16 protein-coding genes and 2 pseudogenes are annotated in these 16,443 nt (G+C 58.8%); 10 read left to right on the top strand and 8 right to left on the bottom strand.

Annotation, left to right across the window (positions count from 1 at the left end; genetic code table 11):
* Positions 1 to 18: 18 nt before the first annotated feature.
* Positions 19 to 291: a DUF2285 domain-containing protein gene (locus tag K3F49_RS33780; protein WP_234685192.1), complete on the bottom strand. Its 273-nt coding sequence runs from the start codon at positions 289 to 291 to the stop codon at positions 19 to 21.
* A gap of 100 nt (positions 292 to 391) precedes the next feature.
* On the opposite strand from K3F49_RS33780, the gene K3F49_RS33775 reads away from it, so the two are divergent.
* Positions 392 to 622 carry a helix-turn-helix domain-containing protein gene (locus K3F49_RS33775; protein ID WP_234685191.1) on the top strand — a complete coding sequence of 77 codons (231 nt, stop codon included), beginning with the start codon at positions 392 to 394 and terminating at the stop codon, positions 620 to 622.
* A 265-nt stretch (positions 623 to 887) separates the two neighbouring features.
* On the opposite strand, the pseudogene K3F49_RS33770 reads toward K3F49_RS33775, so the two are convergent.
* Positions 888 to 1,316 (bottom strand): annotated as a pseudogene (locus tag K3F49_RS33770) (ParB/RepB/Spo0J family partition protein); the annotation flags it as partial.
* A 100-nt stretch (positions 1,317 to 1,416) separates the two neighbouring features.
* On the opposite strand from K3F49_RS33770, the gene K3F49_RS33765 reads away from it, so the two are divergent.
* Both K3F49_RS33765 and K3F49_RS33760 read left to right on the top strand, forming a co-directional pair.
* A complete protein-coding gene (locus tag K3F49_RS33765; RefSeq protein ID WP_234685190.1) occupies positions 1,417 to 1,764 on the top strand; it encodes a helix-turn-helix domain-containing protein in 348 nt (115 codons plus the stop codon).
* A 46-nt stretch (positions 1,765 to 1,810) separates the two neighbouring features.
* Positions 1,811 to 2,997: pseudogene (locus K3F49_RS33760) on the top strand (type II toxin-antitoxin system HipA family toxin).
* A gap of 505 nt (positions 2,998 to 3,502) precedes the next feature.
* Here K3F49_RS33760 and K3F49_RS33755 read toward each other — a convergent pair.
* Positions 3,503 to 3,775 carry a DUF2285 domain-containing protein gene (locus tag K3F49_RS33755; protein WP_234685189.1) on the bottom strand — a complete coding sequence of 91 codons (273 nt, stop codon included), beginning with the start codon at positions 3,773 to 3,775 and terminating at the stop codon, positions 3,503 to 3,505.
* Positions 3,776 to 3,885: 110 nt separating this feature from the next.
* Between K3F49_RS33755 and K3F49_RS33750 the strand changes: the two genes are divergently transcribed.
* From K3F49_RS33750 to K3F49_RS33740, 3 genes are all read left to right on the top strand, one after another.
* Positions 3,886 to 4,176, top strand: coding sequence for a helix-turn-helix domain-containing protein (locus tag K3F49_RS33750; protein ID WP_234685188.1), 291 nt, complete (start codon positions 3,886 to 3,888; stop codon positions 4,174 to 4,176).
* A 494-nt stretch (positions 4,177 to 4,670) separates the two neighbouring features.
* Positions 4,671 to 5,444, top strand: a complete 774-nt coding sequence (locus K3F49_RS33745; RefSeq protein WP_234685187.1) for a class II aldolase/adducin family protein — start codon at positions 4,671 to 4,673, stop codon at positions 5,442 to 5,444.
* Positions 5,445 to 5,740: 296 nt separating this feature from the next.
* Positions 5,741 to 6,907, top strand: a complete 1,167-nt coding sequence (locus K3F49_RS33740; RefSeq protein ID WP_234685186.1) for an acyl-CoA dehydrogenase family protein — start codon at positions 5,741 to 5,743, stop codon at positions 6,905 to 6,907.
* A gap of 173 nt (positions 6,908 to 7,080) precedes the next feature.
* On the opposite strand, the gene K3F49_RS33735 is transcribed toward K3F49_RS33740, so the two are convergent.
* The 4 genes from K3F49_RS33735 to K3F49_RS33720 all read right to left on the bottom strand — a co-directional run bounded on the left by K3F49_RS33735 (position 7,081) and on the right by K3F49_RS33720 (position 11,769).
* Positions 7,081 to 7,584, bottom strand: a complete 504-nt coding sequence (locus K3F49_RS33735) for a GNAT family N-acetyltransferase (protein WP_234685185.1) — start codon at positions 7,582 to 7,584, stop codon at positions 7,081 to 7,083.
* 96 nt (positions 7,585 to 7,680) lie between these two features.
* Positions 7,681 to 8,871 (bottom strand): hypothetical protein, encoded by a 1,191-nt coding sequence (locus K3F49_RS33730; RefSeq protein WP_234685184.1) that lies wholly within the window; start codon positions 8,869 to 8,871, stop codon positions 7,681 to 7,683.
* A 17-nt stretch (positions 8,872 to 8,888) separates the two neighbouring features.
* On the bottom strand, positions 8,889 to 10,364 hold the full coding sequence (locus K3F49_RS33725) for a coproporphyrinogen-III oxidase family protein (RefSeq protein WP_234685183.1): 1,476 nt from the start codon (positions 10,362 to 10,364) through the stop codon (positions 8,889 to 8,891).
* A gap of 1,084 nt (positions 10,365 to 11,448) precedes the next feature.
* A complete protein-coding gene (locus tag K3F49_RS33720) occupies positions 11,449 to 11,769 on the bottom strand; it encodes a DUF736 domain-containing protein (protein WP_234685179.1) in 321 nt (106 codons plus the stop codon).
* Between the two features lie 913 nt (positions 11,770 to 12,682).
* Between K3F49_RS33720 and parS the strand changes: the two genes are divergently transcribed.
* The 4 genes from parS to K3F49_RS33700 all read left to right on the top strand — a co-directional run bounded on the left by parS (position 12,683) and on the right by K3F49_RS33700 (position 15,659).
* Positions 12,683 to 13,114 carry a type II RES/Xre toxin-antitoxin system antitoxin gene (gene parS / locus K3F49_RS33715; protein ID WP_234685182.1) on the top strand — a complete coding sequence of 144 codons (432 nt, stop codon included), beginning with the start codon at positions 12,683 to 12,685 and terminating at the stop codon, positions 13,112 to 13,114.
* A complete protein-coding gene (locus K3F49_RS33710) occupies positions 13,114 to 13,575 on the top strand; it encodes an RES family NAD+ phosphorylase (RefSeq protein ID WP_234685181.1) in 462 nt (153 codons plus the stop codon). The genes parS and K3F49_RS33710 overlap by 1 nt, the downstream gene beginning before the upstream one ends.
* A gap of 550 nt (positions 13,576 to 14,125) precedes the next feature.
* Positions 14,126 to 14,719: a hypothetical protein gene (locus tag K3F49_RS33705; protein ID WP_027548482.1), complete on the top strand. Its 594-nt coding sequence runs from the start codon at positions 14,126 to 14,128 to the stop codon at positions 14,717 to 14,719.
* Positions 14,709 to 15,659 (top strand): nucleotidyl transferase AbiEii/AbiGii toxin family protein, encoded by a 951-nt coding sequence (locus K3F49_RS33700; protein ID WP_234685180.1) that lies wholly within the window; start codon positions 14,709 to 14,711, stop codon positions 15,657 to 15,659. Before K3F49_RS33705 ends, K3F49_RS33700 begins: the two co-directional genes overlap by 11 nt.
* A 263-nt stretch (positions 15,660 to 15,922) precedes the next feature.
* On the opposite strand, the gene K3F49_RS33695 is transcribed toward K3F49_RS33700, so the two are convergent.
* Positions 15,923 to 16,243: a DUF736 domain-containing protein gene (locus K3F49_RS33695; RefSeq protein ID WP_234685179.1), complete on the bottom strand. Its 321-nt coding sequence runs from the start codon at positions 16,241 to 16,243 to the stop codon at positions 15,923 to 15,925.
* Positions 16,244 to 16,443: the final 200 nt, after the last annotated feature.

Raw genomic sequence — 16,443 nt, 5'->3', positions numbered from 1 at the left:
CTAGTCGGCGATTTTCGTCTATTTTGAGCCGGCGCCGCGTAAGAGGCGCCCCTGCTCGGTCACCCATTTGGCGCGCGCAAGATGACTCTGGTATGCAGTCCGCGCACGGTCCGGCTCTCGATCCGGATCGATGTGCAAGACGATTCGAGCGACCTCCTGCCAGTCCGCTCCCTGACCCTCCGCCTGCAAAAGGCGAATGTACGTGACAACGTGCTCCTCGTCGTAGGATGTCAACACTGGCCCGCTGGGAGCCAGGTCAACCACGTTAGGATCGAGCGGCGGCATTTGCATGATCTCACGGTCGCGGAGTTTACTGTCTAACGGTTCATGGGCCGCACTTTGTTAAGTATATCGAGGTGCAATATACTGAACAAGCGGCATCTTTGCCCGCATGGATTTGCGGGAGACATTCGCCACTAACTTGCGTCGTCTACGCAATGCGAGGGGATGGTCTCAAGACGAACTTGCCTTGGAGGCTGAGATAAGCCGGAGCTATCTGAGCCAGCTCGAGAAGGGCGTGTACTACGTCAGCATAAAGGTCATTGGCCGCCTTGCCGACAAGCTCGAAGTCGAGCCTGATGAGTTCCTAAAACGGACGGCAAAGAGAGGTCGCGCCAAATAGCGCGGCCCAATCCGCGAGCCGGGCCAATGGCCCAGCGAGCGCCGGACGCGGACCGCGCGTCGCTGCCGGCAAGCCGGATCGGCGGCGGCGCATGCGGCCCGGATTCAAGGCCGCGCAACCGGCGCCCCAGCACGCGGCCCAAGTTCAGACAGTCCTTTCCATCAAGCGCTTTGCTTTGCCTTCCAGGTCAAGGCGCGTGCCTTGCACGAAATCAAAACTGCTTTCCGGCTTGCGATGTGCTTCGCCCAAAACGGTTTCGACGATGTTCAAGGGTCAGATCGCCATCGCGATAGACCTGCATCAGTTTCGGGGAGACCGCGCCGAGCCGCAGGACAACATGCGACGTCATGCCGAAGCGGGCGGCGATTTCTTCCGCACCAAAACCGCGCTTTTCCGCTAGCTTCTTGAAAGGCCTCGAACAGATCGGCGGATGTACATTTTCCCGCGTGACGTTCTCGTCTAGACTGATTTCGTGCGGATCGTTCGCAGTGTCGATGCAGCGGATCGGCTCGGTCTTGTTGATCTCCTTGCGCATCACTCTCAGCAGCCGGGCAAGCCGTCTGCAAACCCCGTGGCCGCCCTTCTGTCCAACTCCGGTTCGACCACCAGATTCTGCAAGATACCCTTGGCGGCGACTCGCCGCATAAGCTTCGATCGCCGCCTCACTCTGCGGGGTCTTGCGCGCATTCTTCGGGAACTCGGTCGAACGCTTAGCCGTCCCCACACTAGGGCACCGACCCTGCTGGACCAGGAAATTTGTAATCTTCGTGCTACATATTCGCGAGATATGGAGTGTGAAGGATACAAATGCCCACCCCCACAATCCCCCTGCCGCCGTTCGGCGGGCCTTGCGCAAGCTCGGCGCGGACATCCATGACGCGCGGCGGCGTCGGCGGCTGCCGATGGCCGTCGTCGCCGAGCGCGCCTTCACGTCCCGCTCGACGCTACAGAGAGTCGAATCCGGCGACACCAACGTCAGCATCGGCATCTATGCCGGCGTTCTCCAGGCGCTCGGCCTGCTCGACGGCCTGATCAAGCTCGCCGACATCAGCAACGACAGCGTCGGCCAAGCGCTCGCCAGCGCCGAGCTACCCAAGCATATCCACCTCAAACGCAAGACCGGAGCCTCACGTGATGGCTGACTTCGAGGTGCATATCGATCTCGGCCGCCGCACGCGCCGCATCTGACTGGCGAGGAGCAACCGTGCTCGAGGCTCGGAGACCATCCTCTTCGAGTACGATGGTGCATGGCTTGATGACTCGGACCGGTCTCCCTGGAACCCGCCCTCGCCCTGACGCGCGGCGCCTTTGCTCCTCCTGCCGGACTGGCGACTTTCGGCTCGATCGGCGACTCCGCGCCTGACACCTGGGGTCGCCGCCTCATGCAGCGCGCCGAACGCCGCCTCGCCGACCGCGAAGGCCGCGCCGTTCGCACGCTTGCAGAAAGCGACTATTTGCTCGGCGTTGCCGACGAAGCGCGACTTGGCGCACTTCCGCTGGGTCGGCGACGAAACTTTCCAGGCGCCGACCCGCGCCGGTGTACCGCCCCACATCGACCTCGGGCGGCTGCTCCAGATCACCGAGCGCATTCTCCGCGATGAGGAAACGGAGGAAGATCTCCAGCTCATCTTTGCGCCCGGCTCCTCCCTCGGTGGCGGGCGGCCGAAGGCCTCGGTCATCGACCAACACGGCAATCTCTCGATCGCCAAGTTTCCAAAGGAGACCGACGACTACAGCATGGAGACCTGGGAGGAGATTGCGCTGCGGCTCGCCAGCAAGGCCGGGATCGCCACCCCGCAACACGAACTGATCGAAGTGGCCGGCAAGGCCGTCATGATGTCGCGCCGCTTCGATCGCAACGACGCCGTCCGCGTCCCGTTCCTGTCCGCCATGGCGATGATGGGCGCGAAAGACGGCGAGCGCGGCAGCTACCCGGAGATTGTCGACGCTCTCGCGCAACATGGTGCGCAAGGAAAGACGGACGCCCATGCCCTCTACAGGCGTGTCGTCTTCAATGTGCTGATCTCCAATGTCGATGATCATCTGCGCAACACGGTTTCCTGTGGTTGGGAAAGGCGGGATGGTCGCTCTCTCCGGCTTACGATCTCAATCCCGTGCCTACTGATGTGAAGGCGCGGGTGCTGACGACGAACATCGATCTCGACGAAGGCACCTGCTCGCTCGACCTGCTTGAGGCCGCGTCGGAGTATTTTGGGCTTACGCTGCCGCAGGCCCGCGCAATCATTAAGGAAGTCGCGACCGCGACCGCGACCTGGCGCGACACGGCCAAAGCAGCCGGCGCCCGCGCGGCCGAGATCAATCGCATGGCCAGCGCTTTCGAGCACGACGATCTCAAACGAGCGCTGGCGCTTTGACACGGACATTCCTTCATAGCTTCGATCCTGCAGCGGCGAGCCTGACCGCCGGCCCGACCGTCGAGCTTGAAGTTCCCGATATCGAGGATGCCGGCATTCGGGAGGTGCTGTAGATACCCGGCGCCGCCCATGCCGCGTGGTCCATTCTCGACGCGCTGCTGGCGCCGACCGACGCGGGAACGCCTTTCATCTTCAGGACCCGCTTGGGCAGGCGCGCGACATCAAAGTCGCGCCCTCAGGTCTGTTTGGACGCTCGCCCGCGGCCTATCTGGAGCGACACTTCAATCTTTCGATCTTTGCGCAGCCCGGTAGGCTTCTCAACAAATCTCGCGACCGCCAGTCGAATTCAGGCATTGCTTCCGCTCCCATTGCATACGACCAACAAGGATTGCGGAGCAATAATTCTGAACGATTGAGTTGCAGGAAGTCCCTCGTTTGGCACCACGTGGTGCGCGAAAATGACCACGGAAAATAGTTTAGCCGCAAAATTCTAGTCGGCAACTTTCTATTTTGAGCCCACGCCACGTAAGAGGCGCCCCTGCTCGGTCACCCATTTGGCGCGCGCACGATGACTCTGGTAAGCGTTGCGCGCACGGTCCGGCTCCCGCTCCGGATCGATATGCAAGACGATTCGAGCTACTTCCCGCCAGTCCGCCCCCTCAGCCTCCGCCTGCAGAAGGCGAATGTATGTGACGACATGCTGTTCATCATAGGCTGTCAGCGTCGGCTCGTTCGGCGCCATATCGGCGACATCGGGATCTACTGGCGGTCCTTTCATATGGGTGTACAGCAGCTGTTGGAGCCTATGCCTGTCTCGTCGAGCAACCTAACGCAATAGGTCGGTTATAGCCAGTGGTTTGATGGCCCACTGAATGGCTGCTTTTGCGCATGAAAGCTCGTGCGCTTGTTGCCTGGAATGTCCGCCGGATACGCGTTGATCGCGGCATTCCGCAGGAGCAATTGGCATACGATGCCGGGATCGATCGCTCATACATGGGCGGTCTTGAGCGGCAAACGGAGAACCCGACGATTGATCTGCTCGATCGACTGGCCGAAACGCTAGATGTTGAACTATCAGAGTTCTTTGTTCAGCCACCCAAAGGAGCCGCGCCCCCCAAGACGCTGCCTAAGGGTCGAAAGCCGATCCGAACGAAGCGCAAGAAGCGGGAGAGCGCTTAGGTCCAGGGACATCAGATATCCACTCGCCCCGGGACAAACAGAGACGCTGTCCCTCGCTCAACACGAGACCGACGATCTGATCCGGAAGGCTAGGTTCTGCTCCATTGCTTCAGTTGCGCAGTGCAGCGACCATGTCTGAAGTCCGGATCGCAATTGAAGACATCCTCGAACGAACGTTCGAGTTCGGGCTGAGAGGCGACGTTATCATTCAACCTCCGCGCTGTCGTGTTCAGCTCGCCGTGTCCACTTGGCGATGTTTATGTCCGGAACCAGACACTGAGCCACGAGCCTTCTGTCGACCCGGCACGAATCACATGATCTTTGCTCAGTTCAAGCAAGGCACGCACAACATCTTTGCTGGCACGTCGATTGCTGTAACACGGCCAAGTATTCGTACGATCGGGGCGATCCAACACTCACCGGCCGAGGAATCCTTTGATTTGGTCCGCAGTGGCCCGGCGGCTACCGTCACAAACGGAAAGTTTTGAGAAGCCATGACGAGAGATGCGCCGTTGTCCGCCGTCAGAGACGTAGTGCAGGAGAGGCGGATCGACCTAGCCGCAGCCTATCGGCTGGTACACCGGCTCGGTCTCGATGACGGCATCTACACCCACATCTCGGTCAGCATTCCCGACGCTCATGATCGGTTTTTGATCAATCCGTTCGGCCTGCGCTTCGAAGAGGTGACCGCCTCCAACCTTGTCACGGTCGATATGGACGGCAACATTGTCGACGATCCCCTCCGGCTCGGCATAAATCCGGCCGGCTTCACCATTCACAGCGCGATCCACTCAGCGCGCAAAGATGCGATTTGCGTGCTGCACACCCACACGATTGCGGGCGTTGCGGTCTCATCGCTGAAGGAGGGGCTGTTGCCGCTCAATCAATGGTCATTGCAGTTCACCGAGCGTGTCGCCTACCATGATTACGAAGGAGTCGCGCTCGATCTCGATGAGCGCGTTCGTCTGGTTGCCGATCTCGGCGACAAGTTCGTGATGGTGTTGCGCAACCACGGCTTGGTCACCTGCGGACGCTCGGTCGCCGAAGCCTTCAAATTGATGCACAATCTCGAGCGGTCCTGCCGTGCGCAGCTCGCGATCCAGGCTACGGGGGCCGCAATTGCGCCTGTCTCCGAAGGAGTCGCCCGTTACACCGCCCAGCAATACGCCAATCTTTACGACAGCATCGAAGTGCAGGGGACATCTGATATCGAATGGGCCGCCTTCAGGCGGATGCTGGAGCGGACGGATGCTAACTTCATGAAGTAGCACTCATCAAGGAAGCGGAAAGGCATACATTGGCCTAGGTGGGTTTAGGCCGGATCGTTGACTGGTTAATGTTGCCCACTGTCAAACCGAGCGCGGCATGTCATTCCGTCGGTTCCGAGGAAACAAGGAGTCTGGCTCCCTAATTGTCTTCATGAGGCGGCACCTAGACTGCGCTGAGGATACGTGAAGGCGTGACGCGCACTAATCGGCTCGTTATCGGCTTGGCACAAGAATTTTATGCTCGGCAATAACGCGAAACGTTTTCTCGAAAAGGGTCTAGCAGGCGGAGTGCCGTTATGAGCACCCAGGAAAAAGAGCCGGATAAGCGTGCGACGACAAGCAAGTCAGGCGGGATAACTCTGTCGAACCTGCTCGCCGAGATCCGGGCGCGTCGGTCTGAGTTCGTCATCGCGCAGAAGATCCCAGACGACATCATCCACGGCTTTAAGCGGCTTGGCGTCTATCGAGCAATGGTCGCCAAGTGTTTCGGCGGCGAGGAGCGAACGCCAGCGCAGTTTTGCCGCGTGATCGAGCGCATTTCCGAGGCGGACGGCTCCGCAGGTTGGGTGGCAAGCTTCGGGAGTGCCGCTTGCTATCTCGCCGCGCTTCCCGTTGAGACGCTTCGCAAGATCTATGCGAATGGACCCGACGTGGTGTACGCAGGCGGGCTTTTCCCGCTGCAGCCGGCCCGGCGCAGCACCGACGGCTTTATCGTCAACGGGGTGTGGCAGTTCGGCAGCGGCTCGCCCGGCGCGGACCTGATCGGCGTCGGCATCACAGTGAAAGGCGTCTCAACCGAGGGCCTTCCGCGTGTTGCCGTGATGCCGGCCGACAAAGTGACAATCCGCTCCAATTGGGACGTGATCGGACTGCAAGGCACCGGCAGCCACGAGCTCGTGGTCAGGGATGTCGCAGTGCCCGAGGAATGGACCCTGATCCGCGGCGGCCGGTCGTCGCTCGATGCAGCGATCTACCGCTATCCGTCCGTGGCGTTCGCCGCGCAGGTGCTTGCGATCGTCGGCATCGGTATTGCGCGCTCCGCGCTGGACGATGTCATCGCCATGGCCGGGAGCGGCCCCTCGATCACTGGAGCACCCGCTATGGCCGAGCGCGGCTACATCCAGCTGGAGATAGCCAGAGCGGAGGCCATGCTGCGCTCCGCCCGTTCCTTCTTCTATGAGGCCACCGAGGAGCTGTGGAACGAAGCGCTCAATGGTCTTGCAAATCCGACCACGGTGATGCTGATGCGGCTCGCTGCGACGAATGCCGCACGATGCAGCGCCGAAGTCGCTAAGATCGCCTGCGGTCTCGCCGGAACCAGATCAGTTTACGCAACGCACAATCTGGCGCGGGCGATGTGCGACAGTTTTGTGGTAGCCCAGCACGCCTTTCTCAGCGAGGGAACGCTGCAGAGCGCCGGCCGGCTCCTCCTCGGGCTCCCCGCGCAACCGGGTTTTCCATGAAGTGGCTCTAATTCACGATCCTTTCCGCACGACCTCCCGCAATAGGAACGTTGCGAGAGAGCCACGGCAGCCCCAGCTACGCCAGTTGTCCATCCACTCACTTGATAGCCTTGATTGGCGGATCTGCGTTATAGAGTCATCTGCAGCGCGACAGGATTACGCAGCCGCCAACCTTATTTGGTTGGCCAGAAGGGATCATCCTGGCCCGTGAGCCGCTTCTCGTAAAAGATCACCGCATATCCGTGTCGCATCCCTTTCTTGCGTCGAACATAGCCAGAGCTCTCATAAAGTCTTTGAGCCCCTACTTGGATCGTTGTCGTGTCGAGCACGATCGACTTGAATTCCAGCACAACGGCTCGCGCTTCCAAAGCACCAAGAATCCTTCTTCCAAGTCCCCGTCCTTGGAGGGCGGGATCGACCCGCATACGCTTTAACTCTGCGACATCATCATCAATAGGTCTCAGCCCAGCCATTGCAACGAGACGGGAACCAATATGCGCCAGTATGAAGTCACCGCCTGACGCAATGTAGACCTCCCCGATATTCCGTAAATCATCCTCCCATTTACCTTCCGGGCCACACACACCAACATCCTCCGATGCGGTTCTATGCAGATGCCACACGTCATCGGTATCGGCTGACTCAAAGCGACGAAAGACCACTTCGTCCTGAGACATTGACCAATCACCTTCCAAGTTGCATCGGAACGCCCAAGACTCTGCTACCCCTCTCTGCCACCCCTGGCGTCTGCCGAGGACAATACCACGCCCGGCTTACGGACGCGCTGGAGTCAACAACCGCTGAGACAGTACAGCCTCGACAGTTTCCGACACCTCAACGCCGACAATTGATCGGCCTGGCCCAACCGTGTATTTTAAAGCCGCACCACGGTGCATCCGCGTAAACCGATCCAACGCACAAACGCAGGACGCGCGCAACCTCGCGATTTCACCGTGAGGATGCTCCGTCACGGGCGAAATGGTTGCAGACCTAGGAAAGTTCATTTTCCCTTCTAGCCAACCTGGCTTGACCCAGGCGCTCTCCTTGTCTGGCGACAGCCAACGGAATACCTCGCGAATGCATCCCTGCGGATAGTATTCAGACAGCCGATATACGTCCCTATAAAATTGGGGCCTTTGGCGGAACAGCTCTTCGCCGATCAACAGCACCGAGACTGCCACAACGCGGGCTGAGAAACGGCCGCTTGGGCCAAGTGTATTTTTGTAAGGATTTTTTTCGTAGAACACGCGAAACTGGCCAAATAGGTCCGGCGACATATGTTCGTAAAAGCGCGTCAGTACACAATTTGCCGACTCAAGGCGCTCTAGACATCGCGAAAGACATTGACCTGCATCCGCGTCGGCGACATCACGCAACTCAACCAGCGCCTCAATTGCTGACTGCAGTTCGGTCTCGATCAGTTGATGGCCTAAGCAAAAGTCGCGCTCCTCGACCCCAGCCGCGCCAAGGCAATATACGCGAGGGTCGCTTTGCACCGGATTCGTAAGGATCATATCTTCATAGGAGAGGACCCCGATGCTAGGCTGCCGTTCAAGAGTCAAGCGCGCCAGACGACTCAATGCCACTCCCACGGTCTGTTCGGCGTCCCAGGGATGGAGGCCGGCGAACGCGGACACCTGATAAGCACAATTGACGAGGTACTGGACGTCTGTCTTGGCGACCTCGAAATCGGACTTCGGCAAACTCAGCAGCAGCGCATCATAGTCCACCTCCGCAGTAATTGCGTTTATGGTACGACGAAGGGCCTTAACCGCTTCGCTCGGTCGTTCACTGCATTTGATGTCCGCAATACGGTGGGGCAATTGATCGACGACAAAATCACTGAACAATCCAAGCGGGCGTTTTCGCTGCTTACGATCGATGGTGTCGGTCAGATGAGAGAATATGTCCCGCGACGCCAGGAGCGGCGGTTCTGGGGCGGCAAACGAACCAGTATCGATCATAGCTGAGGATACCTACCTCATTGAAAAACAGCCTTCATCTCGGCGCTTGACCCGTATCTTGCGGCCGGCGAGTAGTCGTGCTTTTCGAGAGGATCAGTTCGTTTGTCTTTTATCCTGCTGTCATTGTACGCGACCTGCTCAAGCACGCTATCCGAGAAAAATCGCAATGACACTGCGCCCGAATTGACAATGCCGGAAGCTGTTAACGAAAGCAGGCCATCATTTGAAATGCAGATGAGTCCTGCCTCATTCAGGATTTTAAGCTCGCGAGCAAAGTACCCCTCGAGGGACACCCCAAATTCCTGCTCGAAACGGGAGAGCAACACGCCGCTGCTTCGCAAAGCGAATATGACCGTTCTGCGCATGAGATCGTCTCGCGACAAGACGGCACCCTTCCACACCGGTTTCTCGCCCGCCTCAACCTTGTCCAAGTAGCGATCCAAATCTACCTCGTTATAGAACTGGCACTCACTCATGTAACCAAATCCGCTAACTCCAAACGGGACCAGGTTATTGTCGTTCCAGGAATCGTATTTGCGGGCCTGTTGAACGGAGTGCGGCTGCGACCTCTTAGTCCAATAGAAAATCGGCCCATGGCGATAGCCGAGGCTCGTAAGGATGTGCTCCGCCATGAAATGCATTATAATGCGCTCCTTAGCCCCGGCGAATTGATATCGTCCGCTAGCCAAATGGCGGGCTACGAGGTCCGTCGATTTGAACATCAATGGGAATACATTGAACTTCTCTATTCCCATAACGATGAGGCCGATGAGGGAGTCGTACCAACTCCGAAGCGTTTGCTGCGGCAACCCATACATGAGGTCGAGGGATAGATTCCCAACGCCCATGTCGTTCAGCAATTTCACTGTCTGCATCACCTCGTCTACACCGTGCCCGCGGTTGAGGATGCGCAAAATACTTCGATCGAGAGTTTGAACACCGAGAACGAAGCGATTTACGCCGCCTCTCAGTAAAGCCGACACGCGATCTACAGCGTCCACTTGCTTCCCGAGAGCGGGATGTAATTCGAAACTCACTTCGGACTTGGACAAATCAAAGCGCTGCTTGATCATACCAAACAGCGTTTTGAGTTGATCGTTCGTCAAAAATGAAGGGGTGCCGCCTCCAATGAAGGCTGTCTCAATGGTTCTGCCGGCAAGCGCCGCCTCCGACCAACTCATCTCCTTTTCTAGAGCTGCCAAGTAACGTTCGATTCGCCCGCGAGGTGGATTAATCTGCTTGCCGAAGTGGCAAAAGGTACAATTTTGATGGCAGAAGGGGATGTGAAAATACAGATCAATTGACGGGGCAATCCGATCCAACAACTTTTCGGGATTGAAGTCCCCCATTGCCTTAAGAGGCGGATATGTACCGACGAGATAATCGTTAAACGTGTCAAGGTGCAAATTTCGCGACCTCAACATGTCAATGTTGATGTCGTACGACCGATCGATCGCGAACTCCAAGGCTTCGGAATAGCTTGGCGCGCGCATCTTTTGGACTCCTTCAGCGTTTGCGTGCGGGGCAGGACACGATGGCGGCTGAGTTCGTTCGACGACGATAATCAGACCTCGCAGCCGAGGCGAACATTGTTCGTCTGTCGCGAAGCGGCACCCGATGCTTCAAACACGGCGCTGAAGGATTCCTCGAAAAATGATGCGCGAGCCCCCAGATGTGACGAAAGCGGAATCGCTGGGCGAACTCGGCCCGGTCCAGCGGGCTCGCGCACAACTTCTGTCCGGTCCCCCTCACCCCTGGGGAGCAATCGAAGTTCGAAACGGACACCAAGCTTCATCTGGCTTCCTCCAAATCGGGGCCGACATTGGCGCGCCGTTGCATGCTTGCGCTGAGCGACACGGCCCAACAAACTCCATCACTGTGGACCAGCAATTGGCGTGCCACCAGAAGCGAGCGCGCCTTGCTTGGAGAGAACCCAAAAACATATGCTGCGAGCGGCAAAGACGGAAGACTTGCGCCTCGCGCGTCCGATTAGGGACATAAACGTCTTCGAGCGGACACGACCGAACACGACAACCCGAGTCTTGAGTAACGGCGGCTATTTCTGAATCTAACGCGTACATCCGTTCAGGGATGATGTTCGTAATGCCGGACCTTAGGGCTGCAGCGCTTTTTGGCGCAGTTCCAGTTGGCCGATCCATCGATCGTTGCGACTTTGAAGCCTCTCTAACCCCCGACAGCGTGCGATTAGATGCTCATCGTGATCATCGTGATTGCACTGATCGCTGCACAAGTAACCCGATCGGGCGCGGCAGAGTGCAAGCGCTCTCGCGTTATGCATCCCAGTTGATACCGAGTTGCCATCAGCGGATGAACCGTTGGAGCGCTCAACGAATCCTGCCGCATTTTTCCGCGACGAGAGGCGTCGGAGGAATCGAACCGGCACGGTGCTTCCTCGCCGGATGAAAGGATGTCGACGATCCGCAGATCGTTCACGGACAGGACCGCGAAAGTCGATCAACGCGAGGCGCTGAAGCGCAGTGGCCTCGCGACTATTCTTTGATGCCCGGGCGAGCGAAACGCCCCGCCCGGCGGACCGGGCGGGGCTTTTTGGCGACCTCAGTCGCCGTTCTTACGGGGCCGCGACCAGATCAGGCTGAAGCCGTCGCCGTCCTCGTCGTTGAACAGGTTGGCGTAGATCGGTGCGTTGAACGAGGGGTCGTCGAGCTTGAGCGAGAGATAGTCGCGGCCCTCCTCGGAGCGCTTCGACCAGGCGGCCCCGATCTCGGCCCGGCCGACGAAGACGCGGTGGCTCGGGGCGTTCTCGTTGGTGCGGTTGGCCTCGGGCACGATGCGGACGCCCTTGGTCTGGAGGCTGAGGGTGACGATCTCGCCCTGGAAGTCGCTGCCGATCTTCTTGAAAGAACCGATGTTAGCCATGTTACTTCTCCTTGCTGTTTCGAGCCGCGACCACCGCGGCCTCGATGGCGATCTACAGGCCGAAGACGATCGACGACGCACCCGCCCGCGGGCCGCAGCGCAGCGGAGGACGCCAGCGGGGCGACTTTCTTGCCTCGCGAGGAATGGGCGTAGCCCAGGGGAAGAAAGTCGAGCCGCTGGCGTTGCGTTCAGGCGATCGAGGCGCAGCCGCTCTTCGGCCAGATCGAGCCATCAAGAGGCCAGGTGGTCCGTGCGCTGAACAGCATCCCCGGAAGAAGTTGTGGCGCCGCTCGGTTGGGCTGCACAAGAGGTCGCTACGCTCAGGCGTGGAGAAAACAACACTAGCGAAGGAAGAGATGGATTCGATTGCCTGGAATAATTCGCCCTGCAATGCCCTGCCTGCCTTCGTGTGGGCCAATACAAGGCCCTTGAAAGGATAGACAGGAGCTTGAGTTCAGATCGGCCGACGGCGACCAGCTTTCTGATGAGATTGCGTGCGTGGACAAGCTGTTGGAGGAGCTCGAGGAGAGCGAATCCGATAGGGAGATCCTGGTGGAGAAATCAGATTGCATTGCGGAAGACGGCCTTTGCCTTTCTCTTCGATAACGCGCCGATAGGTCGAAAGGCTGCAGTGTCGATGATCCCGCGCGCTCGAATGACCGGATTTCGGCTCTGAAGCGCGGTAAGATAGTCGCTCCAAGATCTGCGCTCCCAAACTTGTCGTTCAGGACGGTTCCCGGTGCGTGGATGCGGTTGCCAGCGGTGCCAACATGCCCCTGCATCGAAAGTACCTGCCCCGACGACCCTGTCCCCACTCCGGCTCCTCGCAGGCGGGCCTGTGTGGAGCCCTTGCAAATTCGGCAATATGCCGCTATCTATACGGCATATTGCCGCCAGGTTCTGGGAGGCCCCTGTGTCCATCGTCGAAATCGTAGCAAGGAAGCTGGGTGGACGCTCGGTCCTTGGAGGGGTCATACGCTCGCAGGCGGACCTCGCCCTGGCGGTACGAAAGCGGCTTCCCCTGACCGCGCTGCATGGGCTGGCGAAGGCGGGACTTAGTGATCAGGAAATCGAATTGTTCGTCATTCCGCAACGAACGCGCCGGCATCGCGCGGAGAAAAAGCAACCGCTCACCGTGGAAGAATCCGACCGGGCAGTGCGATTGCTGCGGGTGCAGACACTTGCCGAGGAGACCTTCGGCGACGCCGACAAGGCCAATATATGGCTCCGGCGTTCGTTAGCAGAACTTCATGGCGAGACGCCGTTGGCGGTAGCACAAACCGAAACTGGCGCCCGCGTCATCGAGACCATACTCGGCAAGATCGCGTGGGGCGCCGCCGCCTGATGCTTCTTTGGCGTTTGTCGGGCATACAGCATGCCAAGACGTTCGATGGTGGCTATGGCCCGCTTTTTGACGGACGCTGGAATACGGTCGGACGGCCTGTCACCTACTGCAGCACGTCGCCTGCGCTGTGCGTGTTGGAAAAACTGGTCCATATCGAGGATCCAGCTCTCATGCCCGCGCTTATGATGGTGCGCTACGATGGGCCAGATGACCTTGGCGTCGAGACGCTGGGCTTAAGCGATCTGCCCGCCGATTGGCGGCGCCAGGAAGTTTGGACCCAGCAACGAGGTGATCAATGGCACGCCTCGCTCGCGACACCCCTCCTCCGCGTTCCCTCTGCCATCGTCCCTGTAGATCAGTCCCCCGACGTCAACATCCTGATCAACCACACTCACAAGGGCGCGGCGCGGATCTCTGTGATCTCTGTCGAGCCTTTCGTTCTTGACCCACGTCTGTTGTGAGCCAGAAACGATGACGAAGCGCCTTGCGGGATCAAAGCGACTATTACCGAGTGAAGGCCCTGTCCCATTTCCATGAAGTTTTGGGCGTCGTCGCCCAGCTCAGCAGATCTGTTCCCGTCTGCACGAGGCGAATTGTACGATTGCGCAGATCGCGCGCGCTGATTCCGCTCGATGTCGCCCAGCATTCCGGAATGATCCCGCCCACCGTTCCGATTTGATCTCGCCCGCCCGTTCCGAGATGATGGCGCCCACCATTCCGGGATGATGCCGCCAAGATGACGAGGCCTCTTCGGCTCCCATAGATCCGCCCTTTCGGCTTTGCGAAGGGGGACCTGGATGCCGACGGAGAGGCTTGCGATGCGCCACGTGCGCGATGTGATCAAGATGAAGTGCCGAAGTCTAAGCGTTCGGAAGCTCTGTGTCTTTGACGTAGGAGCCTTCCGGATCGAGCCAGGGTTCGGTTGAAATTTCAGTACCTTATGCCAAGTCGATGCATGATTTTTCAATGAAATAACTTGCAAACAGTCAGTTCTGACTTATACTCCAAGCCATGACGAAGCTCGATGCCCTCAAGAAGCGCCTGAAGCCCGGCCAAGCCTATCGGCGAGCGGATTTGGCCCGCTGGTCGACATCCGTCGATCGGCACCTCAAGCAGCTGGTTGAGAGCGGCATGCTCAAGAAGCTTTCGGGCGGACTTTACGCCTATCCGAAGGAAACCGCGTTCGGCCCGGCGCCGGCTTCCGACAAGGAAGTGGTCGGCGCTTTCCTCAAGAACGATCCGTTTCTGCTGGCCTCCCCCAATGCTTACAACAGCCTCGGTGTGGGAACGACGCAGCTCTATGACAAGACGGTCGTCTACAATCACAAGCGCCACGGCGAGTTTCAGCTTGGCAACCGCAAGTTCGCGTTTCGCGTGAAGCCGCGCTTTCCGAAGTCGCTCACGAAGGAGTTTCTGCTTGTCGATCTCGTCAACAACGTCGATCAGCTTGCGGAAGCCAAGGATGACGTCTTGAAGCGGGTGATGCAGCGTGCCGCATCGACCGACCGGCGGCGCTTACGCCGCGCGGTTCGCGATTATGGAAACGAAAGAACGAAGAAGTTCTTCGATCGTGTGCTGAGAGCGGACGAACTGCATGCCGCGTGATTCCCTCCACAACCATCCGCAATTTGCCGACCTGATCCGGATCGTGGCGGAAGAAAAGGGCATTGATCCCGCACTCGTCGAAAAAGACTACTGGATCATGCATTGCCTTTGCGGGCTTCGGCAGCTTGGCTTCACATTTCAGCTGAAGGGCGGCACATCCCTTTCCAAGGGACATCAGATCATCAACCGGTTTTCGGAGGATATCGATATCCTGATTGAGCCTCCGAAGGACCGGGATGTGAAACCGGGGAAGAATCAGAACAGTGCAGCGCAAATCAAGACACGGACCGAATTCTACGACTGGCTGACGCAGACGATCAAGATCGACGGCATTACGGCAGTCGAAAGGGACACCGCGTTCGATGATGTGCCGAACTATCGGAGCGCGGGCATCAAGCTGAACCACACAACGGTCGTCGAGGCCATGGAAGGTCTGCGCGAAGGCGTCCTGCTGGAGGTCGGCTTCGACACCGTGGCCCCAAACACGCCAAAAGACATCAGTTCCTGGCTTTACGACCGGGCCGTTGCTAGCAATGTGGATGTCATCGACAACCGAGCCAAAGCGGTTCCTTGCTACGACCCCGGCTACACTTTTGTCGAAAAACTGCAAACGATCTCTACGAAATTCCGCAAGCAGCAGGCCGACCGTAGCGATCCGGTCGGATTCATGCGCCACTACTACGATGTCTATGAGCTGTTGCGACGGCCCGAGGTTCAGAAGTTTATTGGCACTGATGCCTACAAGACCCACAAGCAGGCGCGCTTTCGCAAGGACGACAATCAGAACATTGCTGAAAACGAAGCGTTCATCTTGAGGGACGCGAAAACGCGCGCACTCTACACCGACGCCTATGAGCGCAGCAGAGCGCTCTATTACGCCGGTAGGCCGACATTCGAGCAGATACTCGCCGAGATCAAAAAGTCGATCGATATAGTTTAGCTTTCGCCCCTTCAGACCTCGGGCGGGGTTGACGAGCGCCTACACTACCAAGGGCCGGATAGTTATAATGGCGCAAGAATCGACCGATCTCACAGATTTCAACACCGATCGCGTCGCCATACGCACGGGCCAACAAAAGACGCGCGGCAGACTGAATACCAGTGGGACCCGAGCGGCTCGACCCGCCCGCACGCGTCCGAACTCGCAGTTACCTCGAATTGAGAAGCCCCGCCCGGCGGACCGGGCGGGGCTTTTTGGCGACCTCAGTCGCCGTTCTTACGGGGCCGCGACCAGATCAGGCTGAAGCCGTCGCCGTCCTCGTCGTTGAACAGGTTGGCGTAGATCGGTGCGTTGAACGAGGGGTCATCGAGCTTGAGCGAGAGATAGTCGCGGCCCTCCTCGGAGCGCTTCGACCAGGCGGCCCCGATCTCGGCCCGGCCGACGAAGACGCGGTGGCTGGGGGCGTTCTCGTTGGTGCGGTTGGCCTCGGGCACGATGCGGACGCCCTTGGTCTGGAGGCTGAGGGTGACGATCTCGCCCTGGAAGTCGCTGCCGATCTTCTTGAAAGAACCGATGTTAGCCATGTTACTTCTCCTTTGCTGTTTCGAGCCGCGACCACCGCGGCCTCGATGGCGATCTACAGGCCGAAGACGATCGACGACGCACCCGCCCGCGGGCCGCAGCGCAGCGGAGGACGCCAGCGGGGCGACTTTCTTGCCTCGCGAGGAATGGGCGTAGCCCAGGGGAAGAAAGTCGAACCGCTGGCGTTGCGTTCAGGCGATCG

Source organism: Bradyrhizobium monzae (genome assembly GCF_021458635.1).
Taxonomy (GTDB): domain Bacteria; phylum Pseudomonadota; class Alphaproteobacteria; order Rhizobiales; family Xanthobacteraceae; genus Bradyrhizobium.
The sequence above is the reverse complement of the archived record's forward strand: the minus strand, read 5'-3'. Positions and strand labels throughout refer to the sequence as shown.

Bases quoted from the DNA above. Each gene is read 5' to 3' on its own strand.
- K3F49_RS33780 (WP_234685192.1), bottom strand. From the start codon at position 291: ATGCAAATGCCGCCGCTCGATCCTAACGTGGTTGACCTGGCTCCCAGC.
- K3F49_RS33775 (WP_234685191.1), top strand. From the start codon at position 392: ATGGATTTGCGGGAGACATTCGCCACTAACTTGCGTCGTCTACGCAAT.
- K3F49_RS33755 (WP_234685189.1), bottom strand. From the start codon at position 3,775: ATGAAAGGACCGCCAGTAGATCCCGATGTCGCCGATATGGCGCCGAAC.
- K3F49_RS33750 (WP_234685188.1), top strand. From the start codon at position 3,886: ATGAAAGCTCGTGCGCTTGTTGCCTGGAATGTCCGCCGGATACGCGTT.
- K3F49_RS33745 (WP_234685187.1), top strand. From the start codon at position 4,671: ATGACGAGAGATGCGCCGTTGTCCGCCGTCAGAGACGTAGTGCAGGAG.
- K3F49_RS33740 (WP_234685186.1), top strand. From the start codon at position 5,741: ATGAGCACCCAGGAAAAAGAGCCGGATAAGCGTGCGACGACAAGCAAG.
- K3F49_RS33735 (WP_234685185.1), bottom strand. From the start codon at position 7,584: ATGTCTCAGGACGAAGTGGTCTTTCGTCGCTTTGAGTCAGCCGATACC.
- K3F49_RS33730 (WP_234685184.1), bottom strand. From the start codon at position 8,871: ATGATCGATACTGGTTCGTTTGCCGCCCCAGAACCGCCGCTCCTGGCG.
- K3F49_RS33725 (WP_234685183.1), bottom strand. From the start codon at position 10,364: ATGCGCGCGCCAAGCTATTCCGAAGCCTTGGAGTTCGCGATCGATCGG.
- K3F49_RS33720 (WP_234685179.1), bottom strand. From the start codon at position 11,769: ATGGCTAACATCGGTTCTTTCAAGAAGATCGGCAGCGACTTCCAGGGC.
- K3F49_RS33710 (WP_234685181.1), top strand. From the start codon at position 13,114: ATGCTTCTTTGGCGTTTGTCGGGCATACAGCATGCCAAGACGTTCGAT.
- K3F49_RS33705 (WP_027548482.1), top strand. From the start codon at position 14,126: ATGACGAAGCTCGATGCCCTCAAGAAGCGCCTGAAGCCCGGCCAAGCC.
- K3F49_RS33700 (WP_234685180.1), top strand. From the start codon at position 14,709: ATGCCGCGTGATTCCCTCCACAACCATCCGCAATTTGCCGACCTGATC.
- K3F49_RS33695 (WP_234685179.1), bottom strand. From the start codon at position 16,243: ATGGCTAACATCGGTTCTTTCAAGAAGATCGGCAGCGACTTCCAGGGC.